Source organism: Streptomyces sp. NPDC090106 (genome assembly GCF_044747265.1).
GTDB lineage: Bacteria > Actinomycetota > Actinomycetes > Streptomycetales > Streptomycetaceae > Streptomyces.
In genome coordinates this window covers 882,100-897,635 of record NZ_JBIVDS010000001.1, presented here as the reverse complement: position 1 = coordinate 897,635, position 15,536 = coordinate 882,100, and the positions used below count along the sequence as shown (strand labels likewise).

Genomic DNA, 15,536 nt, shown 5'->3' with positions numbered 1-15,536 from the left:
ACCCTTGTGGTAACACCGTCAGGCTCCGCCTGGCGGCCTCAGGGCATCAAATAGTGGGTGCCCCTGAACTGAAGGAATCACATGCTGATCGCTCAGCGTCCCTCGTTGACCGAAGAGGTCGTCGACGAGTTCCGCTCCCGGTTCGTGATCGAGCCGCTGGAGCCGGGCTTCGGCTACACCCTCGGCAACTCCCTGCGCCGTACGCTCCTGTCGTCGATCCCGGGTGCGGCGGTCACGTCCATCCGTATCGACGGTGTCCTGCACGAGTTCACCACCGTGCCGGGCGTCAAGGAGGACGTCACCGACCTGATCCTCAACATCAAGCAGCTGGTCGTCTCCTCGGAGCACGACGAGCCGGTCGTGATGTACCTGCGCAAGCAGGGCCCGGGTCTGGTCACCGCCGCCGACATCGCGCCCCCGGCCGGTGTCGAGGTGCACAACCCCGACCTGGTCCTCGCCACGCTCAACGGCAAGGGCAAGCTGGAGATGGAGCTGACCGTCGAGCGCGGTCGCGGCTACGTCTCCGCCGTGCAGAACAAGCAGGTGGGCCAGGAGATCGGCCGTATCCCGGTCGACTCCATCTACTCGCCGGTTCTGAAGGTCACGTACAAGGTCGAGGCCACGCGTGTCGAGCAGCGGACCGACTTCGACAAGCTGATCGTCGACGTCGAGACGAAGCAGGCCATGCGTCCCCGTGACGCCATGGCGTCGGCCGGCAAGACCCTGGTGGAGCTGTTCGGTCTCGCCCGCGAGCTGAACATCGACGCCGAGGGCATCGACATGGGCCCGTCCCCCACGGACGCCGCCCTGGCCGCCGATCTCGCCCTGCCGATCGAGGAGCTGGAGCTCACCGTTCGGTCGTACAACTGCCTCAAGCGCGAGGGCATCCACTCCGTGGGTGAGCTCGTCGCCCGCTCCGAGGCCGACCTGCTCGACATCCGCAACTTCGGTGCGAAGTCGATCGACGAGGTCAAGGCGAAGCTGGCCGGCATGGGCCTGGCCCTGAAGGACAGCCCGCCCGGATTCGACCCGACCGCCGCCGCCGACGCCTTCGGCGCCGACGACGACGCGGACGCGGGCTTCGTGGAGACCGAGCAGTACTGAGAGCTCGGGCCTCCTGGTCCGTACTCGGGTGCGGGTGCGCTGCGGCTTGTCGCGCAGTTCCCCGCGCCCCTTCCGGGCGACGGCCCCTTCGGGGCCCGTCACCCGGATCTTCGACGGGCATCCGCCCGCTCGGATACTGACCCCGGTACCTAGTACGGCCGGGGCAGACATCTAGGAGAAACACCATGCCGAAGCCCACCAAGGGTGCCCGTCTGGGCGGCAGCGCCGCGCACGAGAAGCTCCTCCTCGCGAACCTCGCGAAGGCGCTCTTCGAGCACGGCCGCATCACCACCACCGAGGCGAAGGCCCGCCGTCTGCGGCCCTACGCCGAGCGTCTGGTCACCAAGGCGAAGAAGGGCGACCTTCACAACCGCCGTCAGGTGCTCCAGGTGATCACGGACAAGAGCATCGTGCACACGCTCTTCACCGAGATCGGCCCGCGCTACGAGAACCGTCCCGGTGGCTACACCCGCATCACCAAGATCGGTAACCGTCGTGGCGACAACGCGCCCATGGCTGTCATCGAGCTGGTCGAGGCGCTGACGGTCGCGCAGCAGGCGACGGGCGAGGCCGAGGCCGCCACCAAGCGTGCGGTCAAGGAGGACGCCCTCAAGAAGGACGAGGTCGTCGAGGACGCCGCGCCGGCCGAAGAGGCCGCCGAGGAGTCCAAGGACGCCTGAGGCTCCGCCTTGCAGTGAACGGGCTCGCCCCCTTCGGGGCGGGCCCGTTCCGCGTCGCTGAGAGGATCTCTGTGTGAGTGACGAAGTACAGCCCGGGTACGTGCGCGTGCGGCTCGACCTGTCCTACGACGGTTCCGACTTCTCCGGGTGGGCCAAGCAGGCCGGGGGACGGCGGACCGTGCAGGGGGAGATCGAGGACGCGCTGCGGACCGTCACCCGGTCCGGGGACGTGACGTACGAGCTGACCGTGGCGGGGCGCACCGACGCGGGCGTGCACGCGCGGGGCCAGGTGGCGCATGTCGACCTGCCCGCACAGGTGTGGGACGAGCACCGCGAGAAGCTGCTGAAGCGGCTCGCCGGGCGGCTCCCCAAGGACGTACGGGTGTGGCGGCTGACCGAGGCGCCGGAGGGTTTCAACGCGCGGTTCGCGGCCCTGTGGCGGCGGTACGTGTACCGGGTCGGGGACCGGCCGGGCGGGGTCGACCCGCTGCTGCGGGGCCATGTGCTCTGGCACGACTGGGAGCTGGACGTCGACGTGATGGACGCCGCCGCCGGGTCCCTGGTCGGGGAGCACGACTTCGCGGCCTACGCCAAGAAGCGCGAAGGGGCGTCCACGGTCCGGGAGATCCTCGACTTCGGCGTACGGCGCACGGACGGCGGGGTCGTCGAGATCGAGGTCCGTGCCGACGCCTTCTGCCACAACCAGGTCCGCTCCATGGTGGGCGCGCTGCTCTTCGTCGGCGACGGCCACCGCGGGGTGGAGTGGCCCCGGAAGGTGCTGGACGCGGGCGTCCGGGACAGCGCCGTGCACGTCGTGCGGCCGCACGGTCTGACGCTGGAGGAGGTCGCCTATCCGGCGGACGGGCTCCTGGCGGAGCGCCAGCGGGCGGCGCGGCGGGTGCGGGGGCAGGTGCACTGAGGGAAGGGCCCCCGGGGCCCTTCCCCTGCCGCCTCAGCGGCCCGTGCCGGTCAGCCGGTGGCCGCCGACGCCTGGGCCTCGCCGCGGCGGCGGATCTGGCGGAAGGTGAACTCGGCCAGGTCGTTGCCGGTGGAGAAGACCTCGGTGCTCTTCTCGGTGACGTTCTTGCCGTTGGTGAAGCCGGCCACCGTGAAGTAGGCGTAGCGGCCGTAGGAGTTGGTGGTCGTACGGCAGACCGCCGAGTCGCAGAACGCCTTGACGCCGTCGCCGGAGAGCGAGGCGACCACGCTCTTCTTGTCGGCCTGGCCCTTGGCCTTCAGCGCCTGGGCCTCGGTGTCGAAGACCGCGACACCGACCGTCACCGCGACGCCGTCCTTGATGTAGGAGACCCGCAGCAGCCGGGTGCAGTCGTTGTCCTTGAGGATCTTGGGCAGGGTGCCCTTGGTCACCGAGGCGCAGTTCGTGGTGTCGGCGGTGCGGCCCTTCTTGTAGACCGTCTCGCCCATGGTGAGCTGCGTGCCCGGGAAGAGGCTCTCCGCGCTGAGCGGTGCCGTGTCCTTGGTCTTGCTGCCGACGAAGTCCTTCGGGTCCAGCGGCGGCGGCGCGCTGGTCGGCGCGAAGGAGGGCGCCGTGGCGGACTGGCTCGGTATGTCGGCGCTGGCCGGCAGCGAGGACGTGGTGCTGGCCTCGTTGCTGCCGCCGCCGGCGGACACCACGGCCATCGCCACGGCGGTGCCTATCGCCGCGGTGGCCAGGGCGCCGCCCACGACGAACAGCAGCTTCCGCCGTTTGTTGCGGGTCTCCGACGCCTCGGCGAGCGCGGCCCAGTCCGGGGTCCGGCCGTCCTGGCCGCCGTCCCACGGCTGCTGGGAATTCGGTTTCCAGGGATCCCACTGGGACGGGGGTCCCCCCTGCTGCCCATAGCTCATGGGGCGCATCTTAGACGTGGGGCGCGCCGGGCCGGAGCGGCTCCGTCCCGGCACCGGGGGACCTTTCCGGCAGGGCCGTACATACCCGGGTCCGGTGCCCCGTGAGTTGTCCGGCGGCCGACCTGGTAGAGGGCTCGTTTTGACCCTTCCGGGTCAGCCCGAGTACGCTTGCGGTTTGTTATGCGTATCGGCTCGGTCGCTCTCGCGCGACGGAGCCCTTTACGCGGGTTCCCTGGAGCAGTTACCAGTGGGCGGCATACGGGCCTCGTTCCCGGCACTGTCGTCCCCAGCTGCACGATCGCTTCAGTGATGCCATGTGTCAGCACCCATCCACTGAAGAAGAAGGCTGCGAAGTGCGTACGTACAGCCCCAAGCCCGGCGATGTGACTCGCCAGTGGCATGTCATTGACGCTCAGGACATCGTCCTGGGCCGTCTGGCTACCACTGCTGCGAACCTCCTCCGCGGCAAGCACAAGCCGACCTATGCCCCGCACATGGACATGGGCGACTTCGTCATCATCATCAACGCCGACAAGGTTCACCTGTCCGGCAACAAGAAGACCCAGAAGCTGGCGTACCGCCACTCCGGTTACCCGGGTGGTCTGCGCTCCGTCCGTTACGACGAGCTGCTGGCGAAGAACCCCGAGAAGGCCGTCGAGAAGGCCATCCGGGGCATGATCCCCAAGAACTCCCTGGGCCGTCAGATGATCTCCAAGCTGAAGGTCTACTCGGGCGACCAGCACCCGCACGCTGCCCAGCAGCCGGTGCCGTTCGAGATCACCCAGGTCGCGCAGTAGTTCCGGCCACACCCCTAAACAGAGAAAAGATCTGAGGAGCATCGTGGCCGAGACCACCGCTGAGCAGCCGGTCGAAGAGACCGAGACCGAGCTTGTCGACATCGACAGCTACACCACCGAGTCGGACGTGCCCGTCGAGGGCGAGTACACCTCCGAGTCGCTGGCGTCCCGCTTCGGCGACCCGCAGCCGGCCGCCGGCCTGGGCCGTCGCAAGAACGCCATCGCCCGCGTCCGGATCGTCCCGGGCACCGGCAAGTGGAAGATCAACGGTCGCACCCTTGAGGACTACTTCCCCAACAAGGTGCACCAGCAGGAAGTCAACGAGCCCTTCAAGGTGCTCGAGCTCGAAGGCCGCTACGACATCATCGCCCGCATCGCGGGTGGCGGTGTCTCCGGTCAGGCCGGTGCGCTCCGTCTCGGTGTCGCCCGCGCGCTGAACGAGGCCGACGTCGACAACAACCGTGGCGCCCTCAAGAAGGCCGGATTCCTCCGCCGCGACGACCGTGCGGTCGAGCGCAAGAAGGCCGGTCTCAAGAAGGCCCGCAAGGCTCCGCAGTACAGCAAGCGTTAAGCTTCGCTGCCTGCAAGCCCGCGTACTCGCACCACCGCAGTACGTCCGAACGCCCCGGCGGCACGCCACAGTGCCGCCGGGGCGTTCGTTTATCACAGCCTTGGGCGTATAACGGCACAAGGCGCTCAAAGGCTCATGTGATCGGCTGATCGCCGTATTCTCATGCTGGCCATGCATGCTTCCTCAGGAGGACAAGTGGGACGACTCTTCGGCACGGACGGCGTGCGCGGCGTCGCCAACGCGGATCTGACGGCCGAGATGGCGCTCGGTCTGTCCGTCGCGGCGGCTCACGTACTCGCCGAGGCGGGCTCCTTCGAAGGCCACCGGGCGACCGCCGTGGTCGGCCGGGATCCGCGCGCGTCCGGGGAGTTCCTGGAGGCCGCGGTCGTCGCGGGCCTCGCCAGCGCCGGCGTCGACGTCCTCCAGGTCGGCGTGCTGCCGACCCCCGCGGTGGCCTATCTCACGGGTGTGCTCGGCGCCGACCTCGGCGTGATGCTCTCCGCCAGCCACAACGCCATGCCCGACAACGGCATCAAGTTCCTCGCCCGCGGCGGCCACAAGCTCGACGACGAGCTGGAGGACCGCATCGAGACGGTGTACGAGTCCCACCGTCACGGTGAGCCCTGGGACCGTCCGACCGGCGCCGGTGTCGGCCGGGTGCGCGCCTACCAGGAGGGCTTCGACCAGTACGTCGCCCACCTCGTCGCCGTGCTCCCGAACCGGCTCGACGGGCTGAAGATCGTCCTGGACGAGGCGCACGGTGCCGCCGCGCGCGTGTCCCCCGAGGCGTTCTCCCGGGCCGGGGCCGAGATCATCACGATCGGTGCCGAGCCGGACGGCCTCAACATCAACGACGGCTGCGGCTCCACCCACCTCGGGCTGCTGAAGGCCGCGGTCGTCGAGCACGGCGCCCACTTCGGCATCGCGCACGACGGGGACGCCGACCGGTGCCTCGCCGTCGACCACACCGGTGAGGAGGTCGACGGCGACCAGATCATGGCCGTCCTCGCGCTCGCCATGCGGGAGCGCTCCGCGCTGCGGGAGGACACCGTCGTCGCGACCGTGATGTCCAACCTGGGCTTCAAGCTCGCCATGGAGCGGGAGGGGCTCACCCTCGTCCAGACGGCCGTCGGCGACCGGTACGTCCTGGAGGCGATGAAGGAGCACGGCTACGCCCTCGGCGGCGAGCAGTCCGGGCACGTCATCATCCTCGACCACGCCACCACCGGCGACGGCACGCTGACCGGGCTCATGCTCGCGGCGCGGGTCGCCCAGACCGGGAAGTCCCTGCGGGAGCTGGCCGGGGTGATGGAGCGGCTGCCCCAGGTCCTCATCAACGTGCCGGACGTGGACCGCACCCGGGTCGGGACCTCCGCGGACCTGGCCTCCGCGGTCGCCGAGGCCGAGCGTGAACTCGGCTCCACCGGGCGGGTGCTGCTGCGCCCCTCCGGGACCGAGCCGCTGGTCCGGGTGATGGTCGAGGCCGCCGACATCGACCAGGCCCGCTCGGTCGCGAGCCGCCTGGCCGACGCGGTGAAGTCCGCCCTGGGATAAGCCCCCTGGGCCGGGGCGGGCCCCGCCCCCCCCCCCGGGCGCCCCCCCCCCGGGGGGGGGGGGGGGGCCGGGGGGGGGGGGCGGGGGGCGGGCGGGGGCCGCCCGGGGGGGGGGGCCGCCGCCACCCCCCCGCCCGGCGGGGGCGCCCGCCCCCGGCCCCCCGGGTTTACCCCCGCCCGGTGAAACGCCCCCGGGGCGGGCGGCCCCGCCGCCCCCCCGCGGCCCCCCCCCCGCCTGTGCGGCTCGTGCCTGCCGGTGCGGCGTGGCCGTGCGGCGGACGGGGCCGGACGTCGGGCGGGGCCCGCGTCATCACGGCCTGGCCGGTGGATCAGCCCGCTCGGAGTGGCGGTGCGTGGTCGTTCAGCTGCCGCTGCCGCTGCCGCTGCCGCTGCCGCTGCCGCGACGGGCGACGGGCGACGGCGTGGGGTGAGGGCGGGCCGGTCGGCCGGAAGCCGGATGCGTCCGCGGGTGACGGCAACGCGGGGCGGGTGTGCCCGCCGGGCCCTGTTCACCGGCGGCACGATGGTGCCGGGCAGGCTTCAAGTGCGCTTTCGCCAGAGCCATTTCTGGGTCAGGAGCGTGAGCGTTCCGGCCAGCACGATGCCCAGCAGGTTCAGCAGGAGCTGGTTCGTGGAGCCGACGGTCTGGGACGTGTCGCCGTAGGCGAGTGCCACCGCCGCGTTCGCCGCCGCCGGGACCGTCGTGACCGAGATGGCCACGCCCACCAGGGCCCCTGACTTCGCCGAGGTCAGGGAGAGGGTGCCCGCGATGCCCGCCAGGACCGCCACGACGAAGGAGAAGGCGTCCGGGGCGTACACGAAGGCGGTGTTGGGGCGGTCGGCGTCCAACTGGGCCTGGCTGAACAGGTTCACGGAGTCCATGAACAGGGCGAAGCCCACCGTCACCGCCATCGCCACCGCGAACCCCACGAGCAGCGCGGTCACCGAGCGCAGCGCCAGACGGGGGCGGCGCTGGACGAGGGCCGTGGAGAAGCCGGCCAGCGGGCCGAACTCCGGGCCCACGGCCATCGCGCCGACGATGAGGACCGCGTTGTCGAGGACGACACCGCAGGCCGCGATCATCGTGGCGATCGTCAGGAACGCCAGATAGGTGACGGAGAGCGTCGACTCCTCGTGGGTCGCGTCCGTCAGGTGCTCCCACAGGACCGCGTCGGCGCCCTCGCCGGGGGCCTCCGCCTCGGCCTCGTCCGCGCGCGTGGACAGGGACAGGTCGATGTTCTCCACGGCGATCGAGCCGTGGTCCTCGATGTCCAGCCCCTGGAGCCCGCTGAGGAGTTCGTCGCCCGCCTCACGCGCCACGTCGCACAGGACGACGTCCCCGGCGGGATTCCGGGCGGCGCCCGGCAGCACCACCAGGTGGGTGGTGCCGACGGTGTTCTCGATCAGGCGGAGCACGTCGTCCGTCCGGCCGGGCGGGGTGATCAGGCGCAGATGCAGCATGGCGCCCACCCCATCACGTTCAGAGCTTGCGCAGGCTCAGTCTGCGCACCTTGTGATCGGGGCCCTTGCGGATGACGAGGGTGGCGCGGCCCCGGGTGGGGGCGATGTTCTCGATCAGGTTCGGCTTGTTGATGGTGCGCCACTGGGTGCGGGCGTAGTCGAGCGCCTCCTCCTCGGAGACCTGGGTGTACTTGCGGAAGTACGAGTTCGGGTCCTGGAAGGCCGTCTGGCGCAGCTTCTTGAAGCGGTTGAGGTACCAGCGCTCGACGTCGTCGGCGTGGGCGTCGATGTACACGCTGAAGTCGAAGTAGTCCGCGAGACCGACGCGGGTGCGGCCGTCCTTGCCGGGCAGCGCCGGCTGGAGGACGTTGAGGCCCTCGACGATCAGGATGTCCGGGCGGCGCACCACGAGCTTCTCGCCGGGGACGATGTCGTAGATGAGGTGGGAGTAGACGGGCGCCGTCACCTCGTCCTTGCCGGCCTTGATGTCGGCGACGAACCGGGTCAGGGCGCGCCGGTCGTACGACTCGGGGAAGCCCTTCCTGGACATCAGGCCGCGGGCCTGGAGCTCCTTGGTGGGCAGCAGGAAGCCGTCCGTCGTGACGCGCTCCACGCGCGGGTGCTCGGGCCAGCGCGAGAGCAGTGCCTGGAGGAGCCGGGCGACGGTCGACTTGCCGCCGGCCACCGAGCCCGCGACCCCTATGACGAACGGGGTCCCGGACTGGGAGCCCTTCTCGCCGAGGAACGTGTTCAGCGCCCCTCTGAGGCCGTCCGTGGCGCCGATGTAGAGGTTGAGCAGGCGCGACAGCGGGAGGTAGATGTCCCGCACCTCGTCGAGGTCGATGACGTCGCCGAGGCCGCGCAGTCGCTCGACCTCCTCGGCGGTCAGCGGCAGCGGCGTCTTGTCGCGCAGCGCGCTCCACTCGGCACGGGTGAGGTCGACGTAGGGAGTCGCCTCCGGCTTGTGCCGGTGGGCGCTCCGGGGCATCGAGGAGACCGGAGAGATCACAGTCCATTGTTAACGGAGTTTGAACGGGATGGCGGGTGGGCTCCGTCACGCCTTGACCGATGTTCGTATGCCCGTGGGAATTTCCGATTTCGGGCACGGAGGAGACGTTTCGCCGGCCGGGCTGTGCGTAGGCTGCCGCGCATGTGCGGAATCGTGGGATACGTGGGGTCTCAGTCGGCGCTCGACGTCGTGATGGCCGGGCTGAAGCGACTGGAGTACCGGGGGTACGACTCGGCGGGCGTCGCCGTCCTCGCCGACGGCGGAATGGCCGCCGCGAAGAAGGCCGGGAAACTGGTCAACCTGGAGAAGGAACTCGTCGACCGGCCGCTGCCGGCGGGCGCGACGGGCATCGGGCACACCCGCTGGGCCACGCACGGCGGACCGACCGACGCCAACGCCCATCCCCATCTGGACAACGCGGGCCGGGTCGCGGTCGTCCACAACGGGATCATCGAGAACTTCGCGCTGCTGCGGGCCGAACTGGCCGAGCGCGGCCACGACCTGACGTCCGACACGGACACGGAGGTCGTCGCGCATCTGCTCGCCGAGGAGTTCTCCTCCGGCGGCGACCTCGCCGAGGCGATGCGGCTGGTGTGCCGGCGGCTGGAGGGCGCCTTCACGCTGGTCGCGGTGCACGCGGACGAGCCGGACGTGGTCGTGGGCGCCCGCCGCAACTCGCCGCTGGTCGTCGGCGTGGGGGAGGGCGAGGCGTTCCTCGCCTCCGACGTCGCCGCGTTCATCGCGCACACCCGCTCCGCGATCGAGCTGGGCCAGGACCAGGTCGTCGAGCTGCGCCGGGACGGCGTGACGGTGACCGGCTTCGACGGGCGTCCGGCCGACGTGCGCTCGTACCACGTCGACTGGGACGCCTCGGCGGCCGAGAAGGGCGGCTACGACTACTTCATGCTCAAGGAGATCGCCGAGCAGCCCAAGGCGGTCGCCGACACCCTGCTCGGCCGGATCGACGCCGCCGGCTCGCTCACCCTCGACGAGGTGCGGATCGCCGCCTCCGAGCTGCGCGAGGTCGACAAGGTCGTCATCGTCGCCTGCGGCACGGCCTTCCACGCCGGGCTGATCGCCAAGTACGCCATCGAGCACTGGACCCGCATCCCCTGCGAGGTGGAGCTGGCCAGCGAGTTCCGCTACCGGGACCCGATCCTGGACGGCCGCTCCCTGGTCATCGCGATCTCCCAGTCCGGCGAGACCATGGACACGCTGATGGCGCTGCGGCACGCCCGCGAGCAGGGCTCCAAGGTCCTCGCCATCTGCAACACCAACGGCTCGACCATCCCGCGCGAGTCCGACGCCGTGCTGTACACGCACGCCGGGCCCGAGGTGGCGGTCGCCTCCACCAAGGCGTTCCTGACCCAGCTCGTCGCCTGCTATCTGGTCGCCCTGTATCTGGGCCAGGTCCGCGGCACCAAGTGGGGCGACGAGATCCAGGCCGTCATCCGGGACCTGTCACGCATCTCCGACGAGGTCGAGCGGGTCCTGGAGACGATGGAGCCGGTACGGGCCCTCGCCCGGTCCCTCGCCGACAAGAAGACGGTTCTCTTCCTCGGCCGTCACGTCGGCTACCCGGTCGCCCTGGAGGGCGCCCTCAAGCTCAAGGAACTCGCCTACATGCACGCCGAGGGCTTCGCGGCGGGCGAGCTGAAGCACGGGCCGATCGCGCTGATCGAGGACGACCTGCCGGTCGTCGTGGTCGTGCCGTCGCCGCGCGGGCGGTCCGTGCTGCACGACAAGATCGTCTCCAACATCCAGGAGATCAGGGCGCGGGGCGCCCGCACCATCGTGATCGCCGAGGAGGGCGACGAGACGGTCGTGCCGTACGCCGACCACCTCATCCGTATCCCGGCCACCCCGACGCTGCTCCAGCCGCTGGTCGCTACGGTTCCCTTGCAGGTGTTCGCGTGCGAGCTGGCGACGGCCCGGGGCAACGAGGTGGACCAGCCCCGCAACCTCGCCAAGTCGGTGACTGTGGAGTGAGATGAGCATTGTCGGCGTCGGGATCGACGTGGCGGAGATCGAGCGGTTCCGGGCGGCCCTGGAGCGGACGCCCGGGATGGCGCAACGGCTCTTCCTGGACAGCGAGCTGCTGCTGCCCGGCGGGGAGCGCCGGGGCATTGCCTCGCTCGCCGCGCGGTTCGCCGCGAAGGAGGCCCTGGCCAAGGCGCTCGGCGCGCCCGCCGGGCTGCTGTGGACCGACGCCGAGGTGTACGTCGAGGAGAGCGGGCAGCCGCGGCTGAGGGTGAGCGGGACCGTGGCCGCCCGTGCCGCGCTGCTCGGGGTGACGTCGTGGCACGTGTCCCTGAGCCATGACGCGGGCGTCGCCTCGGCCGTGGTGGTGGCCGAGGGGTAGTCCGGCCAGACTCTGACCCATGCGAACTGCGTACAGCGTGGAGACGGTCAGGGCGGCCGAACGGGATCTGATGGCCCGGCTGCCGGAGGGCACGCTCATGCAGCGGGCGGCGGCCGGGCTCGCCGCGGCCTGCGCGGACCTGCTGGGCCGGGTGTACGGCGCCCGGGTCGTGCTGCTCGTCGGCAGCGGCGACAACGGCGGGGACGCCCTCCTCGCCGGGGCGCGGCTGCGGCGGCGCGGCGCCGGGGTGGCCGCGGTGCTGCTCGCGCCGGAGCGGGCCCATGCCGCCGGGCTCGCGGCCCTGCGTCGGGCGGGCGGGACGGTGCTGCGGCCCGCCGACGCGGCGACTTCGATCGAGCGGGCCGATCTCGTCGTCGACGGCATCGTCGGGATCGGTGGCAAGGGCGGGCTGCGACCGGACGCCGAGGACCTGGTCTCCCTGCTCGCCCGGTCCCGGGCCGCGGTCGTCGCCGTCGATCTGCCCAGCGGGGTCGACGCGGACACCGGTGAGGTGCGCGGGGCGGCCGTACGGGCCGATCTGACCGTCACCTTCGGTACGCACAAGCCGGCGCTGCTGGTCGATCCGGCGCGCGGGTACGCCGGGTCGGTGCGGCTGGTGGACATCGGGCTCGCGCTGCCCGCGCGGGCCGAGCTGGAGGCGTTGCAGCACGCGGAGGTGGCAGGGCTGCTGCCGGTGCCGGGCGCGGCGAGCGACAAGTACCGGCGCGGGGTCGTGGGGATCGCCGCCGGGTCCGCCCGCTATCCCGGGGCCGCGGTCCTCGCCGTCGCGGGCGCGCTGCGGGGCGGCGCGGGCGCCGTGCGCTATGTCGGGCCCGCCGGGGACGCGGTGCTCGCCCGGTTCCCCGAGACCCTCGTCTCCGCGGGCGGGCCGGGCCGGGCGGGGCGGGTGCAGGCATGGGTCGCCGGTCCCGGCGCCGGGGACGACGCGTCGGCGGTGGACGAGGTGCTGACGGCGGACGTGCCGGTGCTGATCGACGCGGACGGCCTGCGGCTCGCGGACCGGGACGCGGTACGGCGCCGTACCGCGCCGACCCTGATGACCCCGCACGCCGGTGAGGCGGCGGCCCTGCTGGGGGTGGCCCGGGAGGAGGTCGAGGCGGCCCGGCTGGCCGCGGTGCGGGAACTCGCGGGGCGGTACGGGGCGACCGTGCTGCTGAAGGGCTCCACGACGCTGGTCGCCGACCCGGACGGCGGGGCCGTGCGGGCCAACGCGACCGGGACGGCGTGGCTGGCCACCGCCGGGAGCGGGGACGTGCTGTCGGGACTGGCCGGGTCGCTGCTGGCGTCGGGGCTCTCCGCGCGGGACGCGGGCAGCGCGGCGGCCTATCTGCACGGGCTCGCGGGCCGCTTCGCGGCGGACGGGGCGCCGGTGGGCGCGCAGGACGTGGCGGAGGCGGTGCGGGAGGCCTGGCGGGATGTGCGGGGGTAGCGGCCGGCCGCTTTGAAACCGCCCACTGGGGGCGGTCGGGCGTCCTGGAAGCGGCCGGGGGCTGCGGTGGGCCGCCCCGGAACCGCACGGGACGCGGGTGGTCCGGCGGTGTATCCGCACGGCTTCGCTGGCCGTTTCGCGGCGGATGGGGTGCCGGTGGGGGTGCGGGAGGCTTGGCGGGATGTGCGGGGGTAGCGGTCGGCCGCTTTGAAACCGCCCGCTGGGGGGCGGTCGGGCGTCCTGGAAACGGTCGGGGTTGCGGTCGGCTGCTTCCGGAGCGCCGCCTGGGACGTGGGTGGTCCGGCGGCCTGCCTTCACGGCCTCGCGGGATGTGGCGGAGGGGTGTGGGGGCTTGGCGGGGTGTACGGGGGTGGTGGCCAGTTGCTTTGAAGCCGGCACTCGGTGGGAGTGGTCGGGTGGCCCGGAAGCGGCCGGGGTAACCGTCAGGCGTCCCGGAAGCGGCCGGGGGCTGCGTACGTCCGGGTGATCCGGTCGCGTCGGTCCGGCGGGGGCCGGTGGGGGCACGTTTTTCTGATCGCATGATCAGTGGACGTATTGCGCTGCGGGGCCTCGCCGTGCTGGTCGCGGCCGTGACCGTGCTGCCCGCCGGGGCCGCGTACGGGGCGCCCGTGCCGCCCGCGCCCGGCCCCGAGGCGGATCTCGTGCCCGGGGTGCACCTGCCGTGGGTGATCGACACCCCGGACCAGGTGCTGGCGCCGAAGGTGTACACGCCCAGCGCGCGGGAGGACGCCGTCGAGCCGCTGGACGCCGTGCCGGGGACGTACGACCTGGTGGAGTACGTGCCGCTCGGTGACGCCGTCGACCGGGTGTCCTGCACCAAGAAGGCCGGGCCCCACCAGCGGCAGGTGGAGAAGTGGCTGAAGCGGAAGGCGGACGGGAAGCAGTCCGCGGCCGACTGCCGGGCCATCCGCGCCTTCCAGGTCAAGCAGGGGATCAAGCCCGCGATCGGGTTCGCCGGGTCCGTCACCTGGGGGCGGATGCAGTACCTGTCCGCGCTGAAGAACCCCAACGCGGCGAAGAAGTGCCCGGTCAGGAAGGGCCGGGTCGCCTGTGTCGACCTCGGCCGGCAGATCACCTGGGTGCAGAAGGGCCGGAAGGTCGTCTTCGGCCCCGTGCCCATGCGCAGCGGACGCGCCGGCTACCGGACCAGGACCGGCACCTTCAAGGTCTACTGGCGGCACAAGAACCATGTGTCCACGCTCTACAACCAGCCCATGCCGTACGCGCAGTTCTTCAGCGGCGGCCAGGCCTTCCACGCCGTCTACGGCAGCATCTTCACCACCGTCGGTTCGATGGGGTGCGTGAACCTGCGGCTCGGCGACGCCCGCAAGCTGTGGGGCGTGCTGAAGAAGGGGGACCGTGTCCATGTCTGGGGACGGCGGCCCGGAGCCTAGACCCGTCCGGCCCGGGGAGCGTTCGGCCCCTCTGAGAGACTGGGTGCGCCATGACTGAGACAGCTGCCCAGCCGAGCACGCCCCCGCGGGCTCGCGCCGAGATCGACCTGGACGCCCTGCGGGCCAACGTGCGGACCCTGCGCGCGCTCGCGCCGGGCGCCGCCGTGATGACCGTCGTCAAGTCCGACGCGTACGGCCATGGAGCGGTGCCGTGCGCCCGCGCGGCCGTCGAGGCGGGCGCCACCTGGCTGGGGACGGCCACCCCTCAGGAGGCGTTCGCGCTGCGCGCGGCCGGCCTGACCGACGTACGGATCATGTGCTGGCTGTGGACGCCCGGCGGCCCCTGGCGGGAGGCGGTCGAGGCCGGTCTCGACGTGTCCGTCAGCGGGATGTGGGCCCTCGGCGAGGTCACCGAGGCGGCCCGGCTCGCGGGTGTCCCGGCCCGCGTCCAGCTCAAGGCCGACACCGGCCTCGGGCGCAACGGCTGCCAGCCCGGCGAGGACTGGGCCGAACTCGTCGCGCACGCCCTGCGCGCGGAGGCCGAGGGGTTGCTGAAGGTCACCGGGCTGTGGTCCCACTTCGCCTGCGCCGACGAACCCGGGCACCCCTCGATCGCCGCGCAGCTCACCACCTTCCGGGAGATGCTCGCCGTCGCCGAGGGCGCGGGCATCCGCCCCGAGGTGCGGCACATCGCCAACTCGCCCGCCACGCTGACCCTTCCCGAGTCCCACTTCGACCTCGTACGGACCGGGATCGCCACCTACGGCATCTCGCCGAGCCCCGAGGTCGGCACCTCCGCGGACCTCGGACTGCGCCCGGTGATGACGCTCGTGGCGTCCGTGGCCCTGGTCAAGCGGGTCCCGGGCGGACACGGCGTCAGTTACGGCCACCAGTACGTCACTCCGGGCGAGACGACCCTCGGGCTCGTCCCCGTCGGGTACGCCGACGGCATCCCGCGGCACGCCTCCGGCACCGGGCCCGTGCTGGTCGGCGGGAAGTGGCGGACCGTCGCCGGACGCGTCGCCATGGACCAGTTCGTCGTCGACCTCGGCGGTGACCTGCCCGAACCCGGCTCGGAGGCGATCCTGTTCGGCCCCGGCGACCGCGGCGAGCCCACCGCCGAGGACTGGGCGAAGGCGGCCGGGACGATCGCGTACGAGATCGTCACCCGGATCGGAAGCCGGGTCCCCCGCGTCCATGTGAACGAGGGACGAGCTGGGTAGGTGACCCGGCAGTAGGACCAGGACCAGAAGCAGGCGAGCGGCGGTTCGGACACCCGTCAGGAG

Annotated in this window: 14 protein-coding genes; 11 read left to right on the top strand and 3 right to left on the bottom strand. The window is 72.0% G+C overall.

What is annotated here, in order from left to right:
* Window positions 1-81 precede the first annotated feature (81 nt).
* From ACIPSE_RS03920 to truA, 3 genes are all read left to right on the top strand, one after another.
* On the top strand, window positions 82-1,104 hold the full coding sequence (locus tag ACIPSE_RS03920; protein ID WP_003966937.1) for a DNA-directed RNA polymerase subunit alpha: 1,023 nt from the start codon (window positions 82-84) through the stop codon (window positions 1,102-1,104).
* A gap of 185 nt (window positions 1,105-1,289) precedes the next feature.
* Entirely contained in the window at window positions 1,290-1,784 is a 495-nt protein-coding gene (gene rplQ, locus ACIPSE_RS03915; RefSeq protein ID WP_401657102.1) for a 50S ribosomal protein L17, read from the top strand.
* Window positions 1,785-1,857: 73 nt separating this feature from the next.
* The gene (gene truA / locus ACIPSE_RS03910) at window positions 1,858-2,703 is read left to right on the top strand and encodes a tRNA pseudouridine(38-40) synthase TruA (RefSeq protein WP_401657100.1); all 846 of its coding nucleotides are present in this window, start codon (window positions 1,858-1,860) and stop codon (window positions 2,701-2,703) included.
* Window positions 2,704-2,753: 50 nt separating this feature from the next.
* Here truA and ACIPSE_RS03905 read toward each other — a convergent pair whose 3' ends face one another.
* Complete coding sequence (locus tag ACIPSE_RS03905) at window positions 2,754-3,632, bottom strand: hypothetical protein (RefSeq protein ID WP_401657098.1); 879 nt, start codon at window positions 3,630-3,632, stop codon at window positions 2,754-2,756.
* 353 nt (window positions 3,633-3,985) lie between these two features.
* On the opposite strand from ACIPSE_RS03905, the gene rplM reads away from it, so the two are divergent.
* From rplM to glmM, 3 genes are all read left to right on the top strand, one after another.
* The gene (gene rplM, locus ACIPSE_RS03900) at window positions 3,986-4,429 is read left to right on the top strand and encodes a 50S ribosomal protein L13 (protein ID WP_401657096.1); all 444 of its coding nucleotides are present in this window, start codon (window positions 3,986-3,988) and stop codon (window positions 4,427-4,429) included.
* Between the two features lie 43 nt (window positions 4,430-4,472).
* A complete protein-coding gene (gene rpsI / locus ACIPSE_RS03895; protein ID WP_401657094.1) occupies window positions 4,473-5,000 on the top strand; it encodes a 30S ribosomal protein S9 in 528 nt (175 codons plus the stop codon).
* 195 nt (window positions 5,001-5,195) lie between these two features.
* Complete coding sequence (glmM, locus tag ACIPSE_RS03890) at window positions 5,196-6,554, top strand: phosphoglucosamine mutase (protein ID WP_401657092.1); 1,359 nt, start codon at window positions 5,196-5,198, stop codon at window positions 6,552-6,554.
* A gap of 539 nt (window positions 6,555-7,093) precedes the next feature.
* Here the strand turns inward: glmM and ACIPSE_RS03885 are convergent.
* On the bottom strand, window positions 7,094-8,014 hold the full coding sequence (locus ACIPSE_RS03885; protein WP_401657090.1) for a DUF389 domain-containing protein: 921 nt from the start codon (window positions 8,012-8,014) through the stop codon (window positions 7,094-7,096).
* Between the two features lie 19 nt (window positions 8,015-8,033).
* A complete protein-coding gene (gene coaA / locus ACIPSE_RS03880; protein ID WP_401657088.1) occupies window positions 8,034-9,002 on the bottom strand; it encodes a type I pantothenate kinase in 969 nt (322 codons plus the stop codon).
* 162 nt (window positions 9,003-9,164) lie between these two features.
* Between coaA and glmS the strand changes: the two genes are divergently transcribed.
* The 5 genes from glmS to alr all read left to right on the top strand — a co-directional run bounded on the left by glmS (window position 9,165) and on the right by alr (window position 15,473).
* On the top strand, window positions 9,165-11,012 hold the full coding sequence (gene glmS / locus ACIPSE_RS03875) for a glutamine--fructose-6-phosphate transaminase (isomerizing) (protein ID WP_401657086.1): 1,848 nt from the start codon (window positions 9,165-9,167) through the stop codon (window positions 11,010-11,012).
* A 1-nt stretch (window position 11,013) separates the two neighbouring features.
* Window positions 11,014-11,385, top strand: coding sequence for a holo-ACP synthase (locus ACIPSE_RS03870; protein WP_401657084.1), 372 nt, complete (start codon window positions 11,014-11,016; stop codon window positions 11,383-11,385).
* Between the two features lie 19 nt (window positions 11,386-11,404).
* Entirely contained in the window at window positions 11,405-12,835 is a 1,431-nt protein-coding gene (locus ACIPSE_RS03865; protein ID WP_401657082.1) for an NAD(P)H-hydrate dehydratase, read from the top strand.
* 539 nt (window positions 12,836-13,374) lie between these two features.
* Complete coding sequence (locus ACIPSE_RS03860; RefSeq protein WP_401657080.1) at window positions 13,375-14,250, top strand: L,D-transpeptidase; 876 nt, start codon at window positions 13,375-13,377, stop codon at window positions 14,248-14,250.
* 50 nt (window positions 14,251-14,300) lie between these two features.
* Window positions 14,301-15,473, top strand: a complete 1,173-nt coding sequence (alr, locus tag ACIPSE_RS03855; protein WP_401657078.1) for an alanine racemase — start codon at window positions 14,301-14,303, stop codon at window positions 15,471-15,473.
* Window positions 15,474-15,536: the final 63 nt, after the last annotated feature.

What these genes read in the sequence shown, in the direction of transcription:
- ACIPSE_RS03920 (WP_003966937.1), top strand. Translation starts at nt 82, where the DNA reads ATGCTGATCGCTCAGCGTCCCTCGTTGACCGAAGAGGTCGTCGACGAG.
- rplQ (WP_401657102.1), top strand. Translation starts at nt 1,290, where the DNA reads ATGCCGAAGCCCACCAAGGGTGCCCGTCTGGGCGGCAGCGCCGCGCAC.
- ACIPSE_RS03905 (WP_401657098.1), bottom strand. Translation starts at nt 3,632, where the DNA reads ATGAGCTATGGGCAGCAGGGGGGACCCCCGTCCCAGTGGGATCCCTGG.
- ACIPSE_RS03885 (WP_401657090.1), bottom strand. Translation starts at nt 8,014, where the DNA reads ATGCTGCATCTGCGCCTGATCACCCCGCCCGGCCGGACGGACGACGTG.
- coaA (WP_401657088.1), bottom strand. Translation starts at nt 9,002, where the DNA reads ATGCCCCGGAGCGCCCACCGGCACAAGCCGGAGGCGACTCCCTACGTC.
- glmS (WP_401657086.1), top strand. Translation starts at nt 9,165, where the DNA reads ATGTGCGGAATCGTGGGATACGTGGGGTCTCAGTCGGCGCTCGACGTC.
- ACIPSE_RS03870 (WP_401657084.1), top strand. Translation starts at nt 11,014, where the DNA reads ATGAGCATTGTCGGCGTCGGGATCGACGTGGCGGAGATCGAGCGGTTC.
- ACIPSE_RS03865 (WP_401657082.1), top strand. Translation starts at nt 11,405, where the DNA reads ATGCGAACTGCGTACAGCGTGGAGACGGTCAGGGCGGCCGAACGGGAT.
- ACIPSE_RS03860 (WP_401657080.1), top strand. Translation starts at nt 13,375, where the DNA reads ATGATCAGTGGACGTATTGCGCTGCGGGGCCTCGCCGTGCTGGTCGCG.
- alr (WP_401657078.1), top strand. Translation starts at nt 14,301, where the DNA reads ATGACTGAGACAGCTGCCCAGCCGAGCACGCCCCCGCGGGCTCGCGCC.